The organism is Aedoeadaptatus nemausensis, from assembly GCF_903819165.1.
In the GTDB taxonomy this organism is placed as follows: Bacteria; Bacillota; Clostridia; order Tissierellales; family Peptoniphilaceae; genus Aedoeadaptatus; species Aedoeadaptatus nemausensis.
Window position 1 is genome coordinate 1 of record NZ_CAIJCS010000028.1, and the last position, 21,001, is coordinate 21,001.

At 45.7% G+C, this 21,001-nt stretch carries 19 protein-coding genes; 18 read left to right on the top strand and 1 reads right to left on the bottom strand.

Annotation, left to right across the window (positions count from 1 at the left end; all coding sequences use genetic code 11):
* A partial coding sequence (locus PEPTYR26121_RS08010) for a G5 domain-containing protein (RefSeq protein ID WP_180500958.1) occupies positions 1-5,397 on the bottom strand: 5,397 nt, incomplete at its 3' end.
* 384 nt (positions 5,398-5,781) lie between these two features.
* Here PEPTYR26121_RS08010 and PEPTYR26121_RS08015 point away from each other — a divergent pair.
* From PEPTYR26121_RS08015 to PEPTYR26121_RS08100, 18 genes are all read left to right on the top strand, one after another.
* Positions 5,782-6,168, top strand: coding sequence for a C-GCAxxG-C-C family protein (locus PEPTYR26121_RS08015; RefSeq protein ID WP_180500846.1), 387 nt, complete (start codon positions 5,782-5,784; stop codon positions 6,166-6,168).
* Between the two features lie 21 nt (positions 6,169-6,189).
* Entirely contained in the window at positions 6,190-6,537 is a 348-nt protein-coding gene (locus tag PEPTYR26121_RS08020) for an arsenate reductase family protein (protein ID WP_180500848.1), read from the top strand.
* Between the two features lie 782 nt (positions 6,538-7,319).
* Positions 7,320-9,542, top strand: a complete 2,223-nt coding sequence (locus PEPTYR26121_RS08025; protein WP_180500849.1) for an S-layer homology domain-containing protein — start codon at positions 7,320-7,322, stop codon at positions 9,540-9,542.
* A gap of 1,035 nt (positions 9,543-10,577) precedes the next feature.
* Positions 10,578-10,781: a DUF1659 domain-containing protein gene (locus PEPTYR26121_RS08030; RefSeq protein WP_180500851.1), complete on the top strand. Its 204-nt coding sequence runs from the start codon at positions 10,578-10,580 to the stop codon at positions 10,779-10,781.
* An 11-nt stretch (positions 10,782-10,792) separates the two neighbouring features.
* On the top strand, positions 10,793-11,014 hold the full coding sequence (locus tag PEPTYR26121_RS08035; protein WP_180500853.1) for a DUF2922 domain-containing protein: 222 nt from the start codon (positions 10,793-10,795) through the stop codon (positions 11,012-11,014).
* Positions 11,015-11,019: 5 nt separating this feature from the next.
* Positions 11,020-11,166 carry a YvrJ family protein gene (locus tag PEPTYR26121_RS08040; protein ID WP_180500855.1) on the top strand — a complete coding sequence of 49 codons (147 nt, stop codon included), beginning with the start codon at positions 11,020-11,022 and terminating at the stop codon, positions 11,164-11,166.
* 100 nt (positions 11,167-11,266) lie between these two features.
* Complete coding sequence (locus tag PEPTYR26121_RS08045; RefSeq protein ID WP_180500856.1) at positions 11,267-11,818, top strand: sigma-70 family RNA polymerase sigma factor; 552 nt, start codon at positions 11,267-11,269, stop codon at positions 11,816-11,818.
* Positions 11,787-12,260, top strand: coding sequence for a peptidoglycan recognition protein family protein (locus PEPTYR26121_RS08050; RefSeq protein WP_180500858.1), 474 nt, complete (start codon positions 11,787-11,789; stop codon positions 12,258-12,260). Before PEPTYR26121_RS08045 ends, PEPTYR26121_RS08050 begins: the two co-directional genes overlap by 32 nt.
* Before the next feature lie 124 nt (positions 12,261-12,384).
* Positions 12,385-12,828: a 2-thiouracil desulfurase family protein gene (locus tag PEPTYR26121_RS08055; protein ID WP_180500860.1), complete on the top strand. Its 444-nt coding sequence runs from the start codon at positions 12,385-12,387 to the stop codon at positions 12,826-12,828.
* Complete coding sequence (locus PEPTYR26121_RS08060; RefSeq protein ID WP_180500861.1) at positions 12,828-13,526, top strand: YaaA family protein; 699 nt, start codon at positions 12,828-12,830, stop codon at positions 13,524-13,526. Before PEPTYR26121_RS08055 ends, PEPTYR26121_RS08060 begins: the two co-directional genes overlap by 1 nt.
* Before the next feature lie 104 nt (positions 13,527-13,630).
* Positions 13,631-14,188 carry a TetR/AcrR family transcriptional regulator gene (locus PEPTYR26121_RS08065; RefSeq protein WP_180500863.1) on the top strand — a complete coding sequence of 186 codons (558 nt, stop codon included), beginning with the start codon at positions 13,631-13,633 and terminating at the stop codon, positions 14,186-14,188.
* Positions 14,181-15,251: a DUF2871 family protein gene (locus tag PEPTYR26121_RS08070; RefSeq protein WP_180500865.1), complete on the top strand. Its 1,071-nt coding sequence runs from the start codon at positions 14,181-14,183 to the stop codon at positions 15,249-15,251. The genes PEPTYR26121_RS08065 and PEPTYR26121_RS08070 overlap by 8 nt, the downstream gene beginning before the upstream one ends.
* 86 nt (positions 15,252-15,337) lie before the next feature.
* Positions 15,338-15,814 (top strand): PaaI family thioesterase, encoded by a 477-nt coding sequence (locus PEPTYR26121_RS08075; RefSeq protein WP_180500867.1) that lies wholly within the window; start codon positions 15,338-15,340, stop codon positions 15,812-15,814.
* A gap of 12 nt (positions 15,815-15,826) precedes the next feature.
* Complete coding sequence (srtB, locus tag PEPTYR26121_RS08080) at positions 15,827-16,669, top strand: class B sortase (RefSeq protein ID WP_180500869.1); 843 nt, start codon at positions 15,827-15,829, stop codon at positions 16,667-16,669.
* Between the two features lie 13 nt (positions 16,670-16,682).
* Positions 16,683-17,240, top strand: coding sequence for an isochorismatase family protein (locus tag PEPTYR26121_RS08085; protein ID WP_218956346.1), 558 nt, complete (start codon positions 16,683-16,685; stop codon positions 17,238-17,240).
* 770 nt (positions 17,241-18,010) lie between these two features.
* Positions 18,011-18,748 carry a cyclase family protein gene (locus tag PEPTYR26121_RS08090; protein WP_180500871.1) on the top strand — a complete coding sequence of 246 codons (738 nt, stop codon included), beginning with the start codon at positions 18,011-18,013 and terminating at the stop codon, positions 18,746-18,748.
* A 171-nt stretch (positions 18,749-18,919) separates the two neighbouring features.
* Positions 18,920-19,888: a hypothetical protein gene (locus tag PEPTYR26121_RS08095; RefSeq protein ID WP_180500873.1), complete on the top strand. Its 969-nt coding sequence runs from the start codon at positions 18,920-18,922 to the stop codon at positions 19,886-19,888.
* Between the two features lie 6 nt (positions 19,889-19,894).
* Positions 19,895-20,881 carry a hypothetical protein gene (locus tag PEPTYR26121_RS08100; protein WP_180500874.1) on the top strand — a complete coding sequence of 329 codons (987 nt, stop codon included), beginning with the start codon at positions 19,895-19,897 and terminating at the stop codon, positions 20,879-20,881.
* The last annotated feature ends 120 nt before the right edge of the window (positions 20,882-21,001 follow it).

A 21,001-nucleotide genomic window follows, 5' to 3' on the forward strand; every position in this document is an offset into this window, starting at 1 on the left:
GTGAGCCTGTTTTTCTTGCTTTTGGGGATTTTGATCTGGTTCGGGTTTTGGATGCTGTTGGGGTTTGTGATTGGGGTGAGGGTTGGGATCCGGTTTCGGATGCGTTTTCGGATTGGGATCCGGGTTCGGGTTGGGATCCGGATTCGGGTTGGGATTGGGACCTACCGGCGGGATTTCACAGACGTTTTTAGTACCGACTTTTATAATCTTCTTGACCGGATCTTTTATGGTCTTTTCTTCCCTGGAAACTTCTTTACTATTTTTTATAGTAATAGTAGCTTCTTTCTCCCCTAGTTCACCCTCTTGAACAACTTCAGTATTTCCGGCTTCCATTTCGGGGTCTTCTACAATTTCCACTTCATAGGGAGTATTATACTTAATTTTTAGTGTTCCTTCAGTCTTAGAACCATACTCTACGACCTTGTTTTTAGGCTCAACTCTTTCTTCGGTTACTTCAAGCTTACCCGTTTCCTTGTTGAAAGTAGTTGTGTATTTCACATATCCCTTAGAACCTTCTTCGGTGACCTTTGTTTCGCCTTCTTTAAGTTCCGGATTGTGTCTGTATTCAGTATCGTGACCTAATTCAACTTCTTTTACAACAGGTTTTACACCGACTCTAACGACCCTATCTTCTTTTTCTGTGATAGTTTTAGTAGTTTCTGTCGGATCGCCAACCGGCTTAGAGTCCTTAATCTTTTGGGTAATTGTAACTTCTTCCTTGCCCGGTTTTCCTTCATTTTCAATTTCTTGGAAGCCGGCTTCTAAAGTTTCATCATAGATTACCTTCGTTTCGTAAGGAATTTCTCTGTCGAAGGTCTTGGTTACTTCCCCATCAGTAGACTTTCTACCAATCTTGATTAGTCTTTCTTGAGGCTCTTTAGTTGTCTTGAATTCGCCTTCCTTGACTTCAACTACCTTGCCATCCTTTATAACAAGAGTATTTGTTCTTTCTTTTTCTCCTGGAGAACCTGGAGTAACAACTTTTTCTTCGCCCGGTTCTAGAGAGTCGTCATACTCATATCTAGTTTCAAAAGGTAATTCTTTCTTTTCGACAATTTCATGAGTTCCATCATTAGTTCCCTTACCTACCTGGATAAGAGCATCTTCTGCTTCTACAATTTTTTCTGTAGGCTCACCAACAACTTGTGAATCCTTGATAGTCCATGTAGTAGTTTTGCTTCCAACCTTACCAGGCTTTACAATTCTGTATTCACCTTTCTTAAGGTCTTCCACTTCTTCTACTTTGTATCCAAATGGTAGTTCTTCAGTGTGTTTTACTTCACCTTCGAATTCTTGGCTACCAACTTCGATGATTTCTTTCTTGGCTTCTTTGGTTACCACCGGGTCCGAAGTCTTTGTTACCTTAGAGTTCTCTATGGTAACTGTATATTCCTCTTCCCCAACTTCACCCTTTTGGATAACCTTGCTTTCGCCTTTTTTAAGATTCGGGTTCACCCTTACTTCCACATCAAAAGGAATCTTGTTGGTATAGGTGTGGGTGCCGTCAGTTGCTCCGGGGCCAACTTCAACAATTCTCTTAACCGGAGCTTTGGTTTGTGTTGGTGTACCTTCTTCTGACTTAGTAACTTTCCCATTTACAATGGTATGAGTCACTGTAGTTTCTTCTTCACCAAGTTCGCCTTTTTGTATTTCTTTTACTTCTCCAGGCTTTAATTCATTATTAACTCTGTATTCCGTTTCGAATTCAATAGCCTTGGTCTTCTTGGTTTCGAGAGTACCCGTATAGTCTTCTTCTCCAACTAGGATCACTGCCTTTTGGGCCTCTTTTGTAACTCTCGGATCGGATGTTTTGGTAACCTTGGAGTTTTCTATGGTAAGCGTTCTTTCTTGCTCTCCTACAACTCCTCTAAGTTCGTTGCCGTTTTCATCCGTAGCGTATTTCCATTCGCCCTTTTTGAGGGACGGATCTTTTCTAACTTCAACTTCAAAGGGAATTTCTTCCTTAACAATTTCAGTTCCGCTGCTCTTTCCACCGACTCTTACAACTCTGTTTTGACCTGTTTCTTCTGTTTCACTTGTTTCAAGCTTTCCGGTTTCTTGGTTGTAAGTTGTTGTAATGGTTACCTTGCCATTTACACCCGGCGTTACTTCTTCAGTTTTCCCGGCCTCAAGGTTTTCGTCGTAGACATATTCTGTATTAAACGGTTTTTCTACTACTTTTGTCGTCGGTTTAGTACCGATTTCAATAATTTCATTTCGAGCGGCTACTTCGTCCGTCTTGCTTGTAGTAGGATCACCATCCGCTTGGCCATTTTTTATGTTTTGCGAGTAGTTTAGGGTGTAGGTTCCATCCTTACCTTCTTGAACTCGCTTGGTTTGGCCTGCTTCAAGATCAGGATTGTATCTGTACTCTACCTTAAAGGGTGTTTCAACCTTTTCTGTGTGGGTGATGGTGCCTGTGTAGTCCTTTTGACCTACTTTGATGACAGCATTAACCGGGTCTTTTGTTTCGACCTTAGGTTCTCCAACAATTTGAGAATCCTTGATGGTCCAGGTGGTTGTCTTTTCTCCCGGAACACCTTCTGTGACGACTTTGTAATTATCTTTGGCGTCCGGATAGTTTTTGTAGAAGTCCGGATCGTATTGGATGTCGTATTCAAACGGAATCTTTTCTGTGTGAGTCTTTGTGCCATCGGTACCGGAAGCCACAAATTGAACTTCAGTTTGTTTCGTTCCGGCCTCGACGATATTGCCCTCTGAATCTTCGTCATAGTAATGGGCAGTTACCGGCACATTTAACAGGGCTCCGTCAATGGACTTGCCTACTGCGGCATTTGGTACTGTAGCAGTTACCTGACCTGTCTTTTCATTTATAGATACATTCCAAGTATTGCCCTTATCATCTGTATAGGTATCTGATTCAAGAGTGTATTTGCCCGGTCTTCTGTTGTATTTATCTTCTGTATTTAGGATGACATCTGAAGAAAGTTTATCTCCTGATTTACCTGCCTTGGCATTATATCGAGCAGTCATATTAGCCTTTTCTTCGATTACGAAGTAGGCATTTACTTCTTCTTTTATATCTTCGCCCGGTTTTTGTTCGTCTACATAGTGAGCCACGACCGGAACAGTCAGCTTTTCACCACCATCAAAGTCTTCAGGGTTTACCGGCCTAGCGGAAACCTTACCTGTTTTTTCATCAATTTTTACAGTCCACTTATTTCCCTTATCATCTTTAGCTATTTTATTGCCAGCCTCATCAGCTTCCAGAGTATCCGGAAGCGTATAGTGGTCCGGCGCTATTCTCTTGGTATCTTGTGCTACTGTGGCCTCTGATGTCTGTTCATTAACCGGGTAGTTGACTTGGGCGTCGTATTCCGGCTTGATATAGGTTGATTCTTGGACTACAAAGTGGAACCAGTGGACGTCCTTTGACCCGTTGGTATAGGTGTACTCGAGCGGAATTGCAATAAAGTCACCGGCCTTGGCTGATTTTGGCGGTGTTATGGTGAAGTTTGAAATGTCGTTAGGATTAACATCTACCTTCCATTGGTCTTCCGGTTTCTTGCCCTTATTTTCACGATTGATAAAGTCCATGATAAGCTTACCGGAAGCTTCTCCTCTGTCTTGGGCGCCATTCATTTCAGCAGCAGACTTGTCAGTTTCACCTGGGTTTTCCGGCTCTACTATTCCAACTTTAAAGGGCTCGCCCGGTTTTACTGCTGATGATGTCACCTTAGATGTGTCATCGCCATTGCCATCTTCAAACTTTTGGTCGTAATAGCGTGTATCATCGAGGTTAAGTTTAAAGCTGCCAATTAGGTTGTAGTGGTCGTAGCGGTCGATGCCTTGGTTAGCGACTTCTATATCTTCACCATTATGTTTAATAATTCTTGTACCTGCACCTGTTTCTGTGTAGGTTCCTGTTTCACCAAATTCGTCTGGTGTTTCTGCTATGGTTTTAAATTCTTCTGCTGTTCTTGGGCGGGCGAAGAATCTTACATCCAGATTTTGAAGGGCCTTAAAGTCAGGCGTATTGAAGATAGAATCTTCATTGATGACAGTCTTGCCGGATTCATCCTTCTTTAGGGCGCCTTCCGGCATCTTAATGTGGATATTTCCATTATCTCCAATATAGGCACTTGCTCCCGGAACAATTTTCCCGGTAATCGGGTTATAAACTTGGCCGACTAGTCTTTCTTTGGCATTTTCGTCCACATTGTCCACCTTGATACCAGTGTCTATGTCTTGGCCTTGGACAAAGAATTTCTTTTTAGGATCATAGTTATTTGTATTTAGCTTTAATTCTTCAAGCTTATCATTTTCATTTGGCCATGGGTTTACCTTGTAACCTAAGATGAAGCTATTTCCAAAAAACTTAACTCTAGGATTATCTGCTGTGTAATTATCTTTAAATCCAAGAGAAGTGAAGTCATTATCCTTATTATTAAGGTGCTTTAAGGTTTCTTCACTTGCTTCATAGTTAAGGTTCCTTTGCTTTCCAGCACCATCAATTATAGCGTTTTCGCCTGGCTTATAGGTTACATCAGGAGATTCAGGTGTTAACTTTTCACCCTGACCCATCATTGGTTTTTCGCCTTCATCAACAGGTATAAGACCGGAATCCGTAACATAAACCTTAGTATAGGTTCTTTGGCCGGTCTTCTTGTCTATGGTAATTTGGTAACCATATTCAGTCTTACTTGGCGAAGTTGCAGATGGGTTCTTAATATTGAATTCTAAACCATCTTTTGCTTCTCCTTGGTCAGTTATATCACTTTCTTGATTTACATTTCCCGGTTGTAAATTCGTTTCCCTATAACGTTCAGATCCATTGTAGTCTTTGATTTCTTTTTCATCTTCACCATAATTTGGGTCATCTGCTTTTTGAAGATTTTTATCTTCTTCAGTAGCAGTTTCCCCTGCTCCTTGAGCTTTCGGCGTTTTTTCTTCGCCAAATTCTAAGCCGGTTTCCGATGTGCTCAAAGGTTGAGCCGCTGCCGTTACGGTAGGTTTGGCCGCTTCGCGGGCAGCTTCTTCCGATGCAACGGTAGCTTCTGCAGCTTCCACGCCTGCTTCTTTAGCGATCGCTTCTTTAGTAACTGCTTCTGCGCTTCTTGCTTTTGCAGGTGCAGCTTCCACAGCTTCTTCTTCCGACGGAGCTTCGACGGCCTCTTCTGCCGGAGTTTCCGTTGCGACTTCTTCGGCATTTTGCGCTTCCTCATTTAAAGTTTCCTCATTTAAAGCTTCGTCGACTTGGGTCGTTTCAGCTTCTACGGCATCTTGTTTGTCTTCTTCCTCTTCGTCGAGGACGGCATTATCCGATGCCTGTTCTGTGGGAGCGGTATTTGTATTCGCTCCCGTGTCTTCTTGAGGCGCCACGATGGCCGCCGGTTGCTCTGCCACTTCTTGAGCAAAGGCGTTTTGGGGCGCCATAATTAAGCCCGTAGCCAGTACAGAGACTCCTACCACAGACTTAAGTAAGTTGTTTCTCTTTGTTATTGCTATTTCATTGGATATGGGAAGCGCGACGTTTTCATTCGCTATATTTCTCTCTTTACGATCTTTTACCAAATGAGCTCCTCCTTCAATATATGCAAAACCCAAGGGTTTCCTTGGGCTTCTCGTCGAATACCTGATGCTTGCTAAGCATATGTAAATAATAATATACCCTATAAAGGTACTTTTCAATTGAAACCCTGACATTTCACACAAATTTAATGTTTTTAATTGATCCATACTCGTTATCTTTCAATATTCATAATTTTACCCGTCTCCATTCGTGTATAATCGATTTAGGTTTTATGAAAGGAGATTGTCATGTCATTTGAAGAACGTGCATTGAAGGCTGTGGAGTTTAAGGAAAGCGGCCGGTTTAATTGCACTCAGGCGGTGTTAAAGGCTTTTGAGGATCGGATGGGCGTGGACATGGATTCGGCGCTTTTGCTCTCCACAGGTTTTGCCGCAGGCATGGGGGCTATGGAGGCTACTTGCGGCGCTCTTGTCGGCGCGGTCATGGTGGCCGGGGCTCTTACAAACGGGATCGCCACCCCTCGGGCGGCCGCTCAAATTTTAAGGGCTTTTGACCTTCGCTCCGGCGCTACTGTCTGCAAGGATTTAAAGGGGAAGGATACGGGGGTCGTGCTCTGTTCCTGTAGCGACTGCGTTAAAAACGCCGTCCTCGCCCTGGGCGATGTGTTGGATTAGTGTGTTTTTTAGGAGGTTTTTATGCTGTTTGTTCATTATCCCAAATGTTCTACCTGTAAAAAGGCAAAAGCTTTTTTAGACGATCGTGGCGTCGCATACGACGAGCGCCATATTGTAGAGGAAAATCCCACATTCGACGAGCTGAAAAAGTGGTACGAGATGAGCGATTATCCTCTGAAGCGTTTTTTTAACACGAGCGGCATGCGCTATCGGGAGATGGGTCTGAAAGATAAACTTGCCCATATGAGCGAGGAGGAGCAGCTGGAGCTTCTCTCTACCGACGGCATGCTCGTAAAGCGGCCCATCCTCGTCGACGGTGAGCGAGTGCGCGTCGGGTTTAAAGAGAAGGAATGGGAAGAAATGGTTTAAATCCTGCGGGCCCCTACACGTAAACTTGCCTTGCGCACCCGTAGGGGCGAGCCTGCTCGCCCGCCGTATGTGTGCGACGATAATAATCCAATTTAGAAAATATCTTCCGCGACACAGCCCAATAGGAATCGAAGCCCGTTAGGGCTTCGCACATTTAGAAACCGTTAGGGTGGAAAGGATTGGGGTTTCAGGGGAAAGGAAAGAGGGCGAATCGGAACGCCCTATTCCTTTCCCCTGAAAAAAGATTATTGGATGAATGCTTTCCTTTTTCAAGAAAAAATCTTCCGTAACAACCTATTATAATTTCCTTTAACGGAGAAAGATGCAAATCCGGACGCTCTATTCCTTTTCTCCGAAAAAGTTTATGAATGAATAATGTACCTATAAAAAAGAAAATCTTTCTAAACAAAAACTCCATTTTTGAAATAAAACTTTTTATATGAAACAAAAAAGATCGGCAACGACCCATCCTTCCCGGGAAAGAGCGGTCGCCCCGTCGAATCCCTTCGCGGGCGTCGCCGCCGACCACGCCCGAAACCCGCAAACCTCCCCATTTCTCCCGTGTCACTAAACTGTAATTTTACGATAACGGGGATTCGTGTATAATGGGCTTATCATAGAAGATACCGACACAAGACAGTCGGAGAAAAAATCTTCTCATGACATCGCAACGAAAACCTTACTTTACTTGAAGGCAATACGTTGCAATGGTATAATGTAGTAAGATTCACAGGAATATGCCTGGAAGAATCTGAAAAATCATAAGGAGGTCGTAAGACAAGATGAACAAGAAATTTCTTAGCCTTGTACTAGCACTAGTCATGGTACTCGGCACATTCGGAAATGTCTTTGCGGCTGCAGCTCCGGCTAAAGAAGAAGCTAAAAAGGAAGCTCCTAAGCTTACTTCTACCGAAGCAAAAACACAATGGTTGATCGACAACAAGATCGTCATTGGTAATGCAGACGCAGACGGCAAAGCAAACGGAAACATGGCCTTAACTGACCCGATCCGTAGAGACCACGTAGCAAAAATGCTTGTATTCGCACTTGGCGAACAAGACTTTGCTGCAAAACTTCAAGGCGTATACCGCCCCTTCCCCGATGTGGAACTTACAAGTATTGTAAACGGCTTTATTTCTGTAGCCGCTTCCAAAACTTCCGTTAACGGTGTTCCGATCATCGCTGGTTACAAAGACGGTACCTTCCGCCCCACCAGAGAAGTAACTTACGCAGAACTTGCTAAGATGCTCGTAGTTGCCATTGACAAAGACCTTACTCCTGCAAAAGTAAGCAACATGAAATGGCACCAAGACTGGATGAGACGTGCAGTTGAACTCGGCATCCTCGACGGCGTAAAAGTCGACAACCCCGACGCTAAGGCTGTTCGTAGAGATGCTTTCGCAATGATCTACAACGCATTCTTCCAACTTAAAGAAGTAAAAGCAGTTCCTGCTAACGAAATGCGCGGTGTCATCAGCGAACGTTCTAACGGCGAAAAACTCGTCTTAAACCAAGACAAAGCAAAAGTTGAATACAAAGTTAACGATCAAACCATCTTCGTTAACCAAAAAGGCGTCGCTCAAAAATGGTTAGCAAACCGCAACGAACAAAACAACTACTATGTAGGTTCTGTCGTTCGCGTACTTGCTGACAAAGACGGCGTTGCTACTCACGTTATTGAAATGGGTAACCCTGTAGTTGGTATTCAAAATAGAGCTACCGCTTGGGTAGACCTTGGTAACAAAACTTTGAATATGATTCAAAGTGCATGGAACCCCTCTGTTAAGGATGTCAAGCTTAACAAAGACAGCCTTGATGTTAAAAAAGTTAACTACGAAGTAAACAGCAAGACCGAATTCTACGTTGCTGATTACGACAACAACATTCTTACCAAAGTTGCTGACTACGCAACCGCTAAGAAATTAGTTGCTGACAAGAACAACATGACCTACAACGTATACCTTGCATACGAAAAACTTCCCGCTTCCGGCGTACGTGAAGCTAGAGTAGTCGTATTCAACAAGGCTAACGTTGAAGCTAACACTCGTCTTGTACGTGTAGCTAAAGCTGTTTCCAGCCCCGATTACTTGTTACAAGTAAACGCTCCGGGCGAACAAGAAACTGCTCTTGAACAATTCAGCACACGCAACAACGACAAGGTATGGCCCTACAACTACAACTACAACGCATATGACGTTGTTAAACTTGCTTACAACGGCAACAATGTAAAGGGCTCCCCTGTAAAAGTTATCGATTACCAAAAAGACAACATCTACAAGATCGTTGACTTCAAATTAATCGAAGGCGCTAACGAAAAATCTGTTGAACGTGCAAAAGCAAATGCTATCGTATTAGCTGACAGAGAAGGCTTCGAAGCAACCTACGACTTAGCTAAAGACTACGATAAGTTCTTCGGTTTCCAACTTACCAAGGGTGCACATGTACAAATCGCTACTCGCGGTGCAGCTAATAACATCATCGATGTTATCTCTGTAGTACAACACGATCTTCGTGGTCACATCCCCAACGGTGTAGACACCAAGATTATCAAGGGTGTTGTAGCTAACTTCTTACCTGCTAATAACAATAACGAACTTAACCGTGTTGAAATTATCGAAGAAGGTAATAAGAGACCGACAACATTCGTTACAACCCTTGATGATAAAGATTTTGCTAAGGGTAACTATGTTGAAGTTAGAGTTGGCGAAGTTAACAAAACCTATAACTATCGCGAAATTCTCGAAGTGAAAAAACTTCATGCAAGTGAAGCTGATAAAAAAGTAGCTGAAAAATTAGATAAAGTTGTATTGGATAAAGGTGTTGTCAAAGCTGACGATGCTAACAAAACAGCTTTAGAAGCAGTAATCGCAGAGTACAATGCGCAATTTGGCGAAGCACCTAAATCTGCAGATGTTAATAACATCAAGGCTTTAGTTAACTACTTCATTGCAAACTATAACAAAGCTCAAACTGATAAATCTAAACACTTAGAATTAATCAAATAAGCTTATCTAGCTACTAAAAACACGCGTGGAAACACGCGTGTTTTTTTGTACCTATTTATAAAATTCTATCTCAACCATAAGGGAGCCCGGCGAAAATCGGACTCCCTTTTATATCCTCCGGATCGTCAAAATCAATCCACCTGCCCCCACAGGGGCTCGCCCGCCAAACGATAGCGACGATGTATGCCCGTCACACGACAATCCATCCGCAAAAAACACATTACCAAACATTCAAATAACCTCGCACACCCCATTCGGGCGGGCGGCCGTAGAATCTACCCAATCAGCCGTCCTACGCTTGGCTTCTTGGAGATTCATGAATACTCACCGGGCACAGGTGAGACCTGCCACGCCCCTACAAAGAACATGGCGTAGATATCGTTCGTAGGGGCAGGCCCGTTAGACAAGAGCGACGATGTTTGCCCGACACACAACAATCCATTCGAAAAAACATACCATCAAACATTCCATTAACTTCGCACACCCCATTCGGGCGGGCGTCCGTCGAATCTACCCAATCAGCCGTCGCTACGCTCGGCTTCTTGGGGATTCTTGACATACCCACAGGGCACAGGTACCCACAGGGCACAGGTGAGACCTGCCACGCCCCTACAAAGAACATGGCGTGGGTATCGTTCGTAGGGGCAGGCCCGTCAAACGAGAGCGACGATAAAAAACCAATTTAGAGAATATCTTCCGCGACACAGCCCAACAGGAATCAAATGGCGTTAGCCATTTGGACATCTTGGAAGCGTTAGGGTGGAAGGGATTGGGGCCCGGGGAAAGGGAAGAGGGCGAATCGCAACGCCCTATTCCTTTCCCCGGAAAAGATTTCAAAAAGAATAATTTATTTTCATAAGAATGTATCTTCTGAACAAAGAATCTAGTACATGAATCAAACTAAAAAACTCCGAAAATATTTTTTTCTCCTTTCATAGGTAAAAAATCTCTCCCCATTCTATTACTTAAGTGAGAGGCGATGGTGGCGGACCGGTGGCCCGATCGTTTCTTACTATTTATTTTAAGGAGGATATGATGGCTCAAAGAAAATCGCTGAGAATGAAGTATGAAGGTGAAATGCAGAGCAATGGTAAAAAGGCTATTCGCACCCGCACCTATGGGGATATTGTTCCGGAGACGGATCAGGCGACTCTCAAAAAGGTGGTCGATGCGCTGGACGGTTTGTCGGCAAACCCCGCAGTGGTGGCGGAAGTGATCGAAGTTACGGAATTAGTGTAAGGAGGTAAGGGATGAAGAAGTATTTAAATATGGCCTTTGAAGATGAACTGGGCAAATCGTTCACTATGCGTGTCGACGATCCCGTAGATGACGTGAATGCCGATGCCGTAGACGGCGCCGCAAAGGTAATTGTAGAATCGGGCGCTTTTCGCGTGAAGGGTCATTTAAAGGAATTCGTGTCGGCAGACCTGTTGACGATCAACTCTCAGCGCATTGTGGATCACAGGGCATAATGGGCATGGACGAGATTTTGACCATGATCGCCAATACGGGTTTTCCCATCGTGGTGGCCAGTTATTTTATTCTCCGCATGGAGGAGAAGTTGGACAGGCTGAACGAGACGATTGGAGATCTGGCATCGATTATTGAAGGTCATTGCAAGTAGAGGAGGGGCACCTTTTCCGGTGCCTTTTTCTTCTATCTTTATTGAACATATGTTCGTATTTTGTTATAATATACCCACATAAGGGAAAGGGGGAGACGGTATGGAACCGGAATTAATTCGGCGGGCGAAGGCTCGCGACGGCGAGGCTATGGCGACGATCGCTACGGAGCTGGAGGGAATGATCAAGAGTACGGTGCAGAGGATTCAGCCTTTCAGCCACGATCGGGAGAATTTATTCGGCGAGGGTTTTCTGATTTTAATGGAATGTATCGATGATTTCGACGAGGATCGAGGCGTGCCTTTTCCGTTTTATTTTCGGAAGCGGTTTCGTTATTTTTTAATGGACGATTTAAAGCGCACGCTGCGTTATGATTTCCGGCCCATAGACGATGGGGAGGATTTCCCCTCGGATGACGATGTGGCGGAGGAGGCTCTCGGCGAGGAGCGTGCCCGGGAGCTCGCCGCCATGCTCGGCACCCTGAGTCCCAAGGAGGAGCAGGTGATTCGCTTGTTTTATTACGGTTCTCTTTCCCTTTCCGAAATTGCGGGTTTTATGGGGCTGTCTTATCAGACGGTGGCCAATACGAAGTCGAGGGCTTTAAAGAAGTTAAGGGGTGTTTATGAAGCTGGACAAACGATTGATTCATTTTAACAAGTCATCCAGGCAGGGCACGAGGATCCGCTATATTGTAATCCACGATACGGGCAATAGGAGCCCGGGGGCCGATGCCTTGGCCCATTTCCGCTATTTCGGCGGGGGCAATCGCCGGGCGAGTGCCCATTATTTTATCGACGACAAGGGTGTGGTGCAGATTATTGAAGACGCCGAATCGGCGTGGCATTGCGGCGACGGCAAGGGTCGCTACGGGATTACCAACTCCAATTCCATCGGCATCGAGCTCTGTATTAATGCAGGGAATGATCGCCGGGCCACTCTCGGTTATGCTCGGGAGCTTATTCGGGAGCTCATGGCGTTTTATAGGATTCCCAAATCTCACGTGGTGCGCCATTACGATGCGTCGCGGAAGATTTGCCCCGGCTCTATGTCGGCCAATCATTGGGGCGAATGGTGGGGTTTTTGGGAAAGTTTATAGTGATTCTCTCCCCGAAAGAAGACAGGTGCATGCCTGTCTTTTTTTGTTGGGGTTTTTGCTTTTTTCTGACTCCCGCGGTTTTGCTATAATGGTTGTTACTTAGTATCTTGAAGGAGGGTGCGTGATGAAGATCGGCGTAAGCGCCTGTTTACTCGGCGTGAACTGCAAGTATAGTGGGGGAAATAATTTTTCGGCGAAGCTGGAGGAGTATCTCGAGGGCCACGAGGTGGTGCCCCTTTGCCCGGAGGTCATGGGCGGCCTTCCTACGCCTCGTGTTCCGGCGGAACTGGTGGAAGGTGAGGTTATGAATCGGGAGGGCCGCTCCGTAGACGAGGCCTTTCGAAAGGGTGCGGAGATCGCCCTTCGGCGGGTGCTCGAGGAGGGAGCGGAGCTCGTGATTTTGCAGTCCCGGAGTCCTTCCTGCGGCGTGAAGGAAGTGTACGACGGCTCCTTTTCCGGCAAGCTGATTCCCGGGAAGGGGATCTTCGCCGCTCGGCTCGATGAGGCGGGGATTTCCGCCATTGATGTAGAGGATGTTGACGAGTTTACGCTGAAAGGGGGAAGGTGATGAGAATTTTTTTAATTCTTTCCCCCAGCAAGGAAATGGATTGGTCGCCGGGAACCGGGCGCGTGGCTTTGGATCCCGTGGCGGAAATGATTTTAGCCGAGCTCCGCAAAATGGACGTAGAATCTTTGGCGAAGTTTTTTGCCATTAAGGAGGATCTCGCGGAAAAGCTCGCCCTCTCTTACGAGCATATGGAGGAGCCCACGGCAAAGGCCGCCAAGGATACTTACCGGGGGATCGCCTTTCGCCAAATGGATCCGGAGGTTTTCGGGAGCGACTTCGCCCGGGAGCATCTCGTGATTTTGTCCGCCCTCTACGGGCCCGTGGCCCCGGATTTTATGATGCAGCCCTATCGCCTGGATTTTACGAAGTCTTTAAAGATCGAGGGGCAATCTCTTAAATCGCTACAGAGGAAGCATTATTCGGATTTCTTTGCCGGGTGCCGGGTCTTCGATTTGGCTTCAGGAGAGTTTTCTTCCCTTATCGACAAAAAGAAAGTGGGCCGATGGGTCTCCATAGATTTCTACATCGGGAAGAAGAAGGCTCCTTCCGCCACGGCAAAAAAGCTGCGGGGTATGCTCGCGAGTCACGTTCTCTCGGCGGAATCTTTCGTGCGGGAAGTGTTCGAATCTTTCTCGGGAGAGGACTTTTCTTTCAGCCCCGAGAGCGACGAAGAGCATTTTATTTACAGAAAAAATTAGAGCGGACGACGCTCTTTTTTTATTGGGAGAATTGACTTCTTTTCTATATAGTCGTATACTTTTAGAAAAGTGACACAGTGTCATTTTGTGAAAAGGAGGTCGTCGTGCCCAAGAGTACTTTTTTTGGTTTGAAAGATGAAAAGCGGGAGCGTATCGAAAAGGCGCTGGTGTCTGAATTTGAAAATTGCAGTGTGAGCGATGCCAAGGTGAAGCATGTGGTGGAGCGTCTCGGGATTTCTCGCGGCAGTTTTTATCAGTATTTCCACAATATGGAGGACGCGTATTTTTATATTTTGGATTTAAAATTGCGCTTTATGCACGAGGGTTTTTTCGATTTGTATCGGGCCGATCCCGAGGATATGGAGGGCGCCTTCGAAAAGTACGGCGTTTTTTTAAGGGAAGCCCTCTACAAGCCGGAGCATTATCTTTTGTTCCGCAATCGCTACATGGCGTGGAATTCCAATCTGGAGCTGGCGTGGCGGAAGTACCACGCCGGGGAGAAAACCGACGCTCTCTATAGGGACGGGCGTTTTGTCCTCATAGGGGATCTGGTTCACGGGCTTATGCAGCGGGTGTTTATGAACGAGCTCTCTCCCGATGAATTTTCCCGAGCATACGCCGAGATGGTGCGCTTTATTTTGGGAGGAATGAAGAATGTTTAAGATTGTAGAGGTTTATTTCGACCTCGTGTATTTGTTGTTGATGATGGGATTCGGTTTGGCTCTCCTCTTGGAAAAGGGGAAGCGGGCGAAGCTTCTCGCCGCCATGGCGATTCTCTTGGATCTTGGCGACGCTTGCCATTTGCTGCCGCGGGTGTACGGCCATCTCTCTCCGGGCGGACTCGCCGGCAATCAGATGTATCTTTCCTACGGGCAGATGATCACGAGCCTCACGATGTCGGTCTTTTATTTGCTTTATTTTTATTACTACCGGGTCGCCGGCGGCAAGGCCACCAAGGAGCGGCAGTGGCTGATTTACGGCTTGCTCGCCCTTCGGGTGGTTCTCGTCTTGCTCCCTGGGAATAACTGGGGCGGCGAAAGTCCCTATGCCATGGGGCTGATTCGAAACATTCCCTTTCTCATTATGGGGCTCGCCCTCGTGGCGTGGACTTACGGCGACGGGAAGATCCCGGGATTTAAGCGAGCGAGTTATTTAATCGCCGCGAGTTTTTTCTTTTACGCCCTCGTGGTGATCGTTTCGCCCTTTATTCCCGCCTTCGGCGCCTTTATGTTGCCGAAGACCGTCTGCTATATTCTCCTCGTAGACTGTCTTTACGAAAAAGAAGCGGGAAAAATAAATGAGAGAAAAATCGGGAAGGGCGCCGTGGTTTGCTTGGAGCTCGGGCTTTTACTCGGCGCCCTCTACCGCGAATTTACGCGGATCAACGGCTTTACGGAGCGGACGACTTTATCCCTCGCCCATCCCCATATGCTCCTTCTCGGGGCGGTATTTTCCTTCGCTTTGTTCTTATATCTCCGTGTGGAAAAACAGGACGGGCGAAATCTCCACAGGAACTATCGGTTCTATCTTTTGACCATCTATTACTTCATCGCTTCCCTCGTCATTCGAGGAATTTACACTTTGGCCTCGGGAGGCGCGGCCCTTTACCCGGACGCCGCCCTTTCCGGTATGGCGGGGCTCGGCCATATTGCCCTTACGGTCTCTATGATCGCTCTCACTTTAAAGGCGAGAAAAGAGCCGGAAGCTATGGAACAGACGGCGTAATGAAAGACGGCAAAGAGCCGTCTTTTTTTATGGAAAGATATGGGCGGAATGGGTACACTATAGTTAGATATAATTGAAAGAAGGTTATGATGGAAAAAATTTCGATTCAATCCACATACGGCGAGCGGTTTCAATATTGTTGGGGCTGCGGGCCGAAAAATGAAGAAGGTTTACATTTAAAATCTTATCCCTCAGAGGACAGGGAGTCCTGTATCGCCACTGTCGTGCCCGATGACATGTACACCGGCGGCGTGCCCCATAATTTATTCGGCGGCATGATCGCCACCCTATTTGATTGCCACGGCACGGCGTCGGCGGCGTGGTTTGCCCACCGTGAAAAGGGGCTGGAGCTTAGGTCAGATACGGTGATCGGCCGCTTTATTACCGCTCATCTCGAGGTGGATTTTAAGAAGCCGGTGCCCATGGGAGAAGAGATCAAGCTTACGGCGCGCGCCGAGGAAATCGGCGAGCGGAAGGTGATCGTCGCCATGGAAATGGAAGCGGCAGAAGAAATTCGCGCCGCGGCGAAGATGGTGGCGGTGGCGGTAAAAGATACTATGTAGTGTAGAAAGGTGATGGATATTAAAAATAAACTGATCACAGTGATTCAGATTTTTCTCGTGATCTGTATTTTGTTTTCCGGCTATAAGATCGGGTCTTATTATTTGGCGGGACATAAATTTAATAAAGAGCACGAGGAACTGAGAGCGAGTTTAAGCGAGAAAAAGCCCGCGGCAAATAAAAGCGAAGAGAATCCGGACGCCTCACAAGGGGAAGAACCCGCCGAGAATGAGAACGGCAGGGAAAGTTCACAAGAAAAAGCAAGCGCCCCTGCCGAAGGTAAAGGCGACGGAAAAAAGCAAGAGGAAGCCCCGGAGCCCAATTTCGTGGCGCAGCTGAAGGCGAAGTACCCGGACATGGTAGGCTGGATTACCATCGAGGGAACCGATGTGGATTTTCCCGTGGTCCAGGGGAAGGACAACGAGTTTTATCTGAACCACACCTATAAAGGGGAATACCATCCTTTCGGCGAGGTCTTTATGGATAAAGACGACAAGCCGGATTATTCCGATCAAAACACAGTGCTCTACGGCCACAATGTGCGCTCGGGCCACGTGTTCCACGATTTGGAGCAATATAAGGAGCAGGCGTTCCGCGATGCCCATCCCTATATTGATATCGACACGGTGGACGGGAAAAAGACTTACGAAATCGTCGCCGTGTATACGGCTTCGGCATATGATCCCTATCGGAAGCCCAATTATTCCCAGGAGGAATGGGAAAAATTCAGAGCGTGGGTAAAGGGGAAGAACCGCATAAAGGAAAGCCTCCCCGACAGAGACGCACGTATCCTCACCCTCTCCACCTGTTCCGATGAAGAGGATCGCCTGGTGGTCCACGCCGTATTGAAAGATTGAAAAAGGAGACATTATGAAGACACTCGTTATAGTAGATGCACAAAATGATTTTATTTCCGGATCCCTGGCCTGCCAAGGAAGCGAAGAGGCCATAAAAAATATCGTAAGCTATATTGAATGTGAGCCGGATATGGACGTGGTATACACGGCGGATTGGCACAGCAAGACAAACGGAAGCTTTAAAGAAAACGGGGGCATCTGGCCGGTTCACTGTGTGGAAGATACGGAAGGCGCCGCGCTTTATGAGGGGTTTTACGAACTCAAGAGAGAGGACGCGCGCCCCAATGAGGGCAATGTCTTTAAAAAAGGGAAGCGGGACGATGTGGAGGAATACTCCGCTTGCCGCGGCGTGAACGACAAAGGAGATGTGCTGGAAGAAGCGATTAAAGGCGATATTTTAGTGGCGGGCTTTGCAAGCGAATATTGCGTGCGGGAAACGTTACTGGGTCTTGCCGAAAAAGGGCACTCAGTAACCCTCTACCTTCCCGGCGTTGCCTATGTGGACAAAAAAGACCACGAGAAAAACATAGAAGATTTGGAAGCAAAAGGCTTTCAGCTCATTAAAGAATAATCAAAAAGGTCTTGGTTACGCCAAGGCTTTTTTTGTGCCGTTCATCAATATAAAACGACCGTTTAGAGCAAAAGAGAAGGCAAATATTTTTGTTTTTTGCAAAAGGTTTTATCTAGCAAAGATAAACCTTTCATTCAATAATTATTTTTAGGGGAAAGGAATAGGCCGTTGCGATTCGGCCTCTTTCCTTTCCCCTAAAACCCCAATCCTTTCCACCCTAACGCTTCCAATATGTCCAAATGGCTAACGCCATTTGATTGGTATTGGGCTTCGTCGCAGAGGATATTCACTTAATAGGTTGTTTATTGTCGCTCATGTCTGACGAGTGAGCAGCCGTCGACTCTATCCAATCAGTCATCGCTTCGCTCGGCTTCTTGGAGATTCTTGACATACCCGTAGGGCACAGGTACCCACAGGGCACAGGTACCCATAGGGCACAGGTAAGACCTACCACGTAATCAAAGATTTCTGGCTAAGGCTTCAGGCTCGCACCTACGGTTGCGAATGGCAGGATCCACACACCTAAATTTTTATATCGATAAACGACGATATTTCCCCAATACATAATCGCCGTATTGGGTGAGACCCAATGTAGGGGCGGGCTTGCCCGCCCGAACGGGGTGAGCGAAGATGATGGAACGATCAGTAAGCGGGGAAATTATGAGGATCGAGATTCAAATCGACGCCGTGAACGAAAAATTAAGGAGTCTCGAAGGCTAAGCCTTTCTTTCGTCCGGAAAAAACGGTAGGATAGAGGAAAGGAGGTTCTTATGAAAACCCACGAATTATTAAACGAATTAAAATCAAAAGAATGGGTGAATTTAACCCACGAACTTACGAAGGATATGGCCATATACCAAGCCTTTAATCCCCTGGGCGAGCGCGTGCTCACCACCTTGGAAGAGACGGGATCGGACAATCGGGAATACACTTTGGGCACCTCCCACGGAACCCACGTAGATGCGCCGGCCCATTTTATGGCGGGAGGCAGAATTTTATCGGAGATTCCTTTAAAGGAACGCTATCTTCCCCTTTACGTCCTTCATCTGGAAAAAGAGGTGGAGGCGGACAACGGCTACGCCGTGAGCGTGGAGGATATTAAGAAATTCGAGGAAACCTACGGCGAAATCCCCGAGGGCGCCTTCGTCGCCTTTTCCTCCGGCTGGTACCACCGTATCTATTCGCAGGAAGACTTCACCAATACCGACGAAAAAGGCGTGGAAATTACGCCGGGTTGGTCCGTAGAGGCGTTGAAGTATTTAAGCGAGGATCGAAAGATTACCGCCATCGGCCACGAAACATTGAACACCGATTCGGGACCGGAAGCGGCAGAGGCCGGGGACCTTGTGGCCCAGCGCTACTGGCTCAATCAAAACAAATTCCAGGTTGAAGTTATGGCGAATCTGGATAAAGTGCCCGCTACAGGCGCCGTCATTATGATCAACACCCTGCATATAAAAGACGCCGTGGCCTTCCCCGCGGAAGTTATCGCCGTGTTCGATAAGTAAAAAATTTGAGAGAAAACCCTGCCATCCGAATTCGGATAGCGGGGTTTTTGAGTGCCAATAAAAGAATTCTCATGGCCATAAAATATGGGTATAATGGAGATAGGTATTGTGATAAAGGGCTGACTCTTCAAAAATAGCTTATACAGATATCAAAGTAGAAAGGAGACGACGATGAACATTAAAGAAACGATCCGTAAGAAGGCAGTGAAAGCATATTCAGAGAACGACTATGTAAAGGAAAGAGTCGAAAAAGAGCTGGACTATTTTGAAAAAGGCGAGAGATTCGGAGAAATAGAAAGTCTTTTAAAAATTAAAGAAAAAGTAGACGATCAAAATGTTTATGTATTTCCGACGGGGATGTTATCTCTGTATCTTTTAGATTTAGACTTCATCAACCCCTTGCCTGCCCATTACTATGATCCGGAGAAAAAACAAATTCTATTCGATAACTCCGCTCTCTATGGTGTAGATTTACCGGAAAGGGAAGGGCTTGAAAGAGACGGTTTTAATATATCTGAAGAATACTCGTTGAATTTAAAGAAGCCCATACACTTTGAACTGTACTTATATGAAAAATATAGTGATGACATTAAAGAATTACTAAAAAATAGCTTCGATATAGCGATTAAATCTGAAGAAGCCGAAAGGGACGGGTATAAGGAGAAAATTACGTACGGAGCGACCGGAATTATATTTGATGATTCTTATGTAGATGGTTTTTTCGGCAAAAACCTGTGCCGAGATATTGATAGTGTAGATTTTTCAAGATACTTATTTGAAGGTTCTGCAAAGGATCTATTGGAGAATGAACTAAAAAGCGAAAGACCGAAGACTTTTAAAGAAATGGAAGAACTCTTGGCGTTATCAAAACTTTCGGCAAGGGAATGGGTCGATAAATTGACGCAATTTAAAGACTCAAAACTCCCTAAAACAAGAGAAGACATATTTGAATATCTGAGAAATGAAGGGCATTCTGCCGAGGATGCAGCTGAAATTACTCGCCAAATTTCAATAGGAAAAAATCCGGATGTTAGAACTTCAGATGAAGGGATAAAAGAATATTTTGAACAGCTTCAATATGTATGGACCAAAGGAGCTGTAGTATCCTTTTTTCTAAGGGATTATTTTGCCAAACGGTGATTTAGGATGAAAGAGATTTCTATTTGGAGATTGCAGACGAAGACAGATAATGAAATCAAAGATTACTCGGTCTCAGATTACTGTATCGATAATGGTCTTTTAGCCCTAGGGTGGAGTTTAAGGGATAGTCATTTAGGAGAGAAGGCCCACTCGGAAGAGATAATAAAGTCGAGATCTCTTATAGGTGAAGGAAACGAAGAAGAAAATTATGATAAATATGAACGTTTTGTAAAAGAAAATGATATTTACAAAAGCTATTCCAATATCACTCGTTTAAAAAATGATGTTAAGCCCTATGATCTGGTGTGGATGAGGAAAAACGGAATCTATTGGCTGGGGCTTGTGGGAGAAAATAGCAAATATTGCTATAATTCATCGGAACAAGCATTAAATATGGACGCTTCAAACCAAAGAACGGATATCAAATGGTTTGAGGTCGGAGGAGAAGCCGATGTGCCGGGCACCGTTACGACGTGTTTCATACAAGGTCATACTTTGCAGAGAATTAATCAGGAGGGTGTATTGGAATTTTCAACACACCTTATCAATACTTTGAGTGGGGAAGCTATTTACGAAGCGAAGAAAATGGAGAAAATTCCGGAATCCTTATTTAATCTTTTGTCCCCAAATGATTGTGAGGATGTTCTCTGCATGTGGTTATCTAAAAAATACGGATATATAGCCGTTCCCTCGACCTGCAAGCTATCGACCCAACTTTATGAATGTGTGTTGCTCAACCCGAAGGAAGATGAGAATAAAGAAGTGTACGTACAAGTAAAAAAAGGGAATGATAATCTGAAATATTCAGACTATCAGCACCTGGACGGAGAAGTATGGTTATTTACGACAGAAGGACAGGTTATAGGAGAGAAACAAGAAGGCATAAATGCAGTCGACCCCATTGAAATTTATGATTTCGTCATGAGCGGCGATAACGACAACTACTTGCCAAGCAAAATAATAAAGTGGAGAGAAGTGTTGGAGCTTTATTAAGACGCTGTGGCCTTCCCCGCGGAAGTGATCGCCGTGTTTGATAAGTAAAAATTTATGGAAAAACCCCGCTGTCCCGGATGGGATACGGGGTTTTTTGTGTGGAAGGCAGTATGTTGCGGT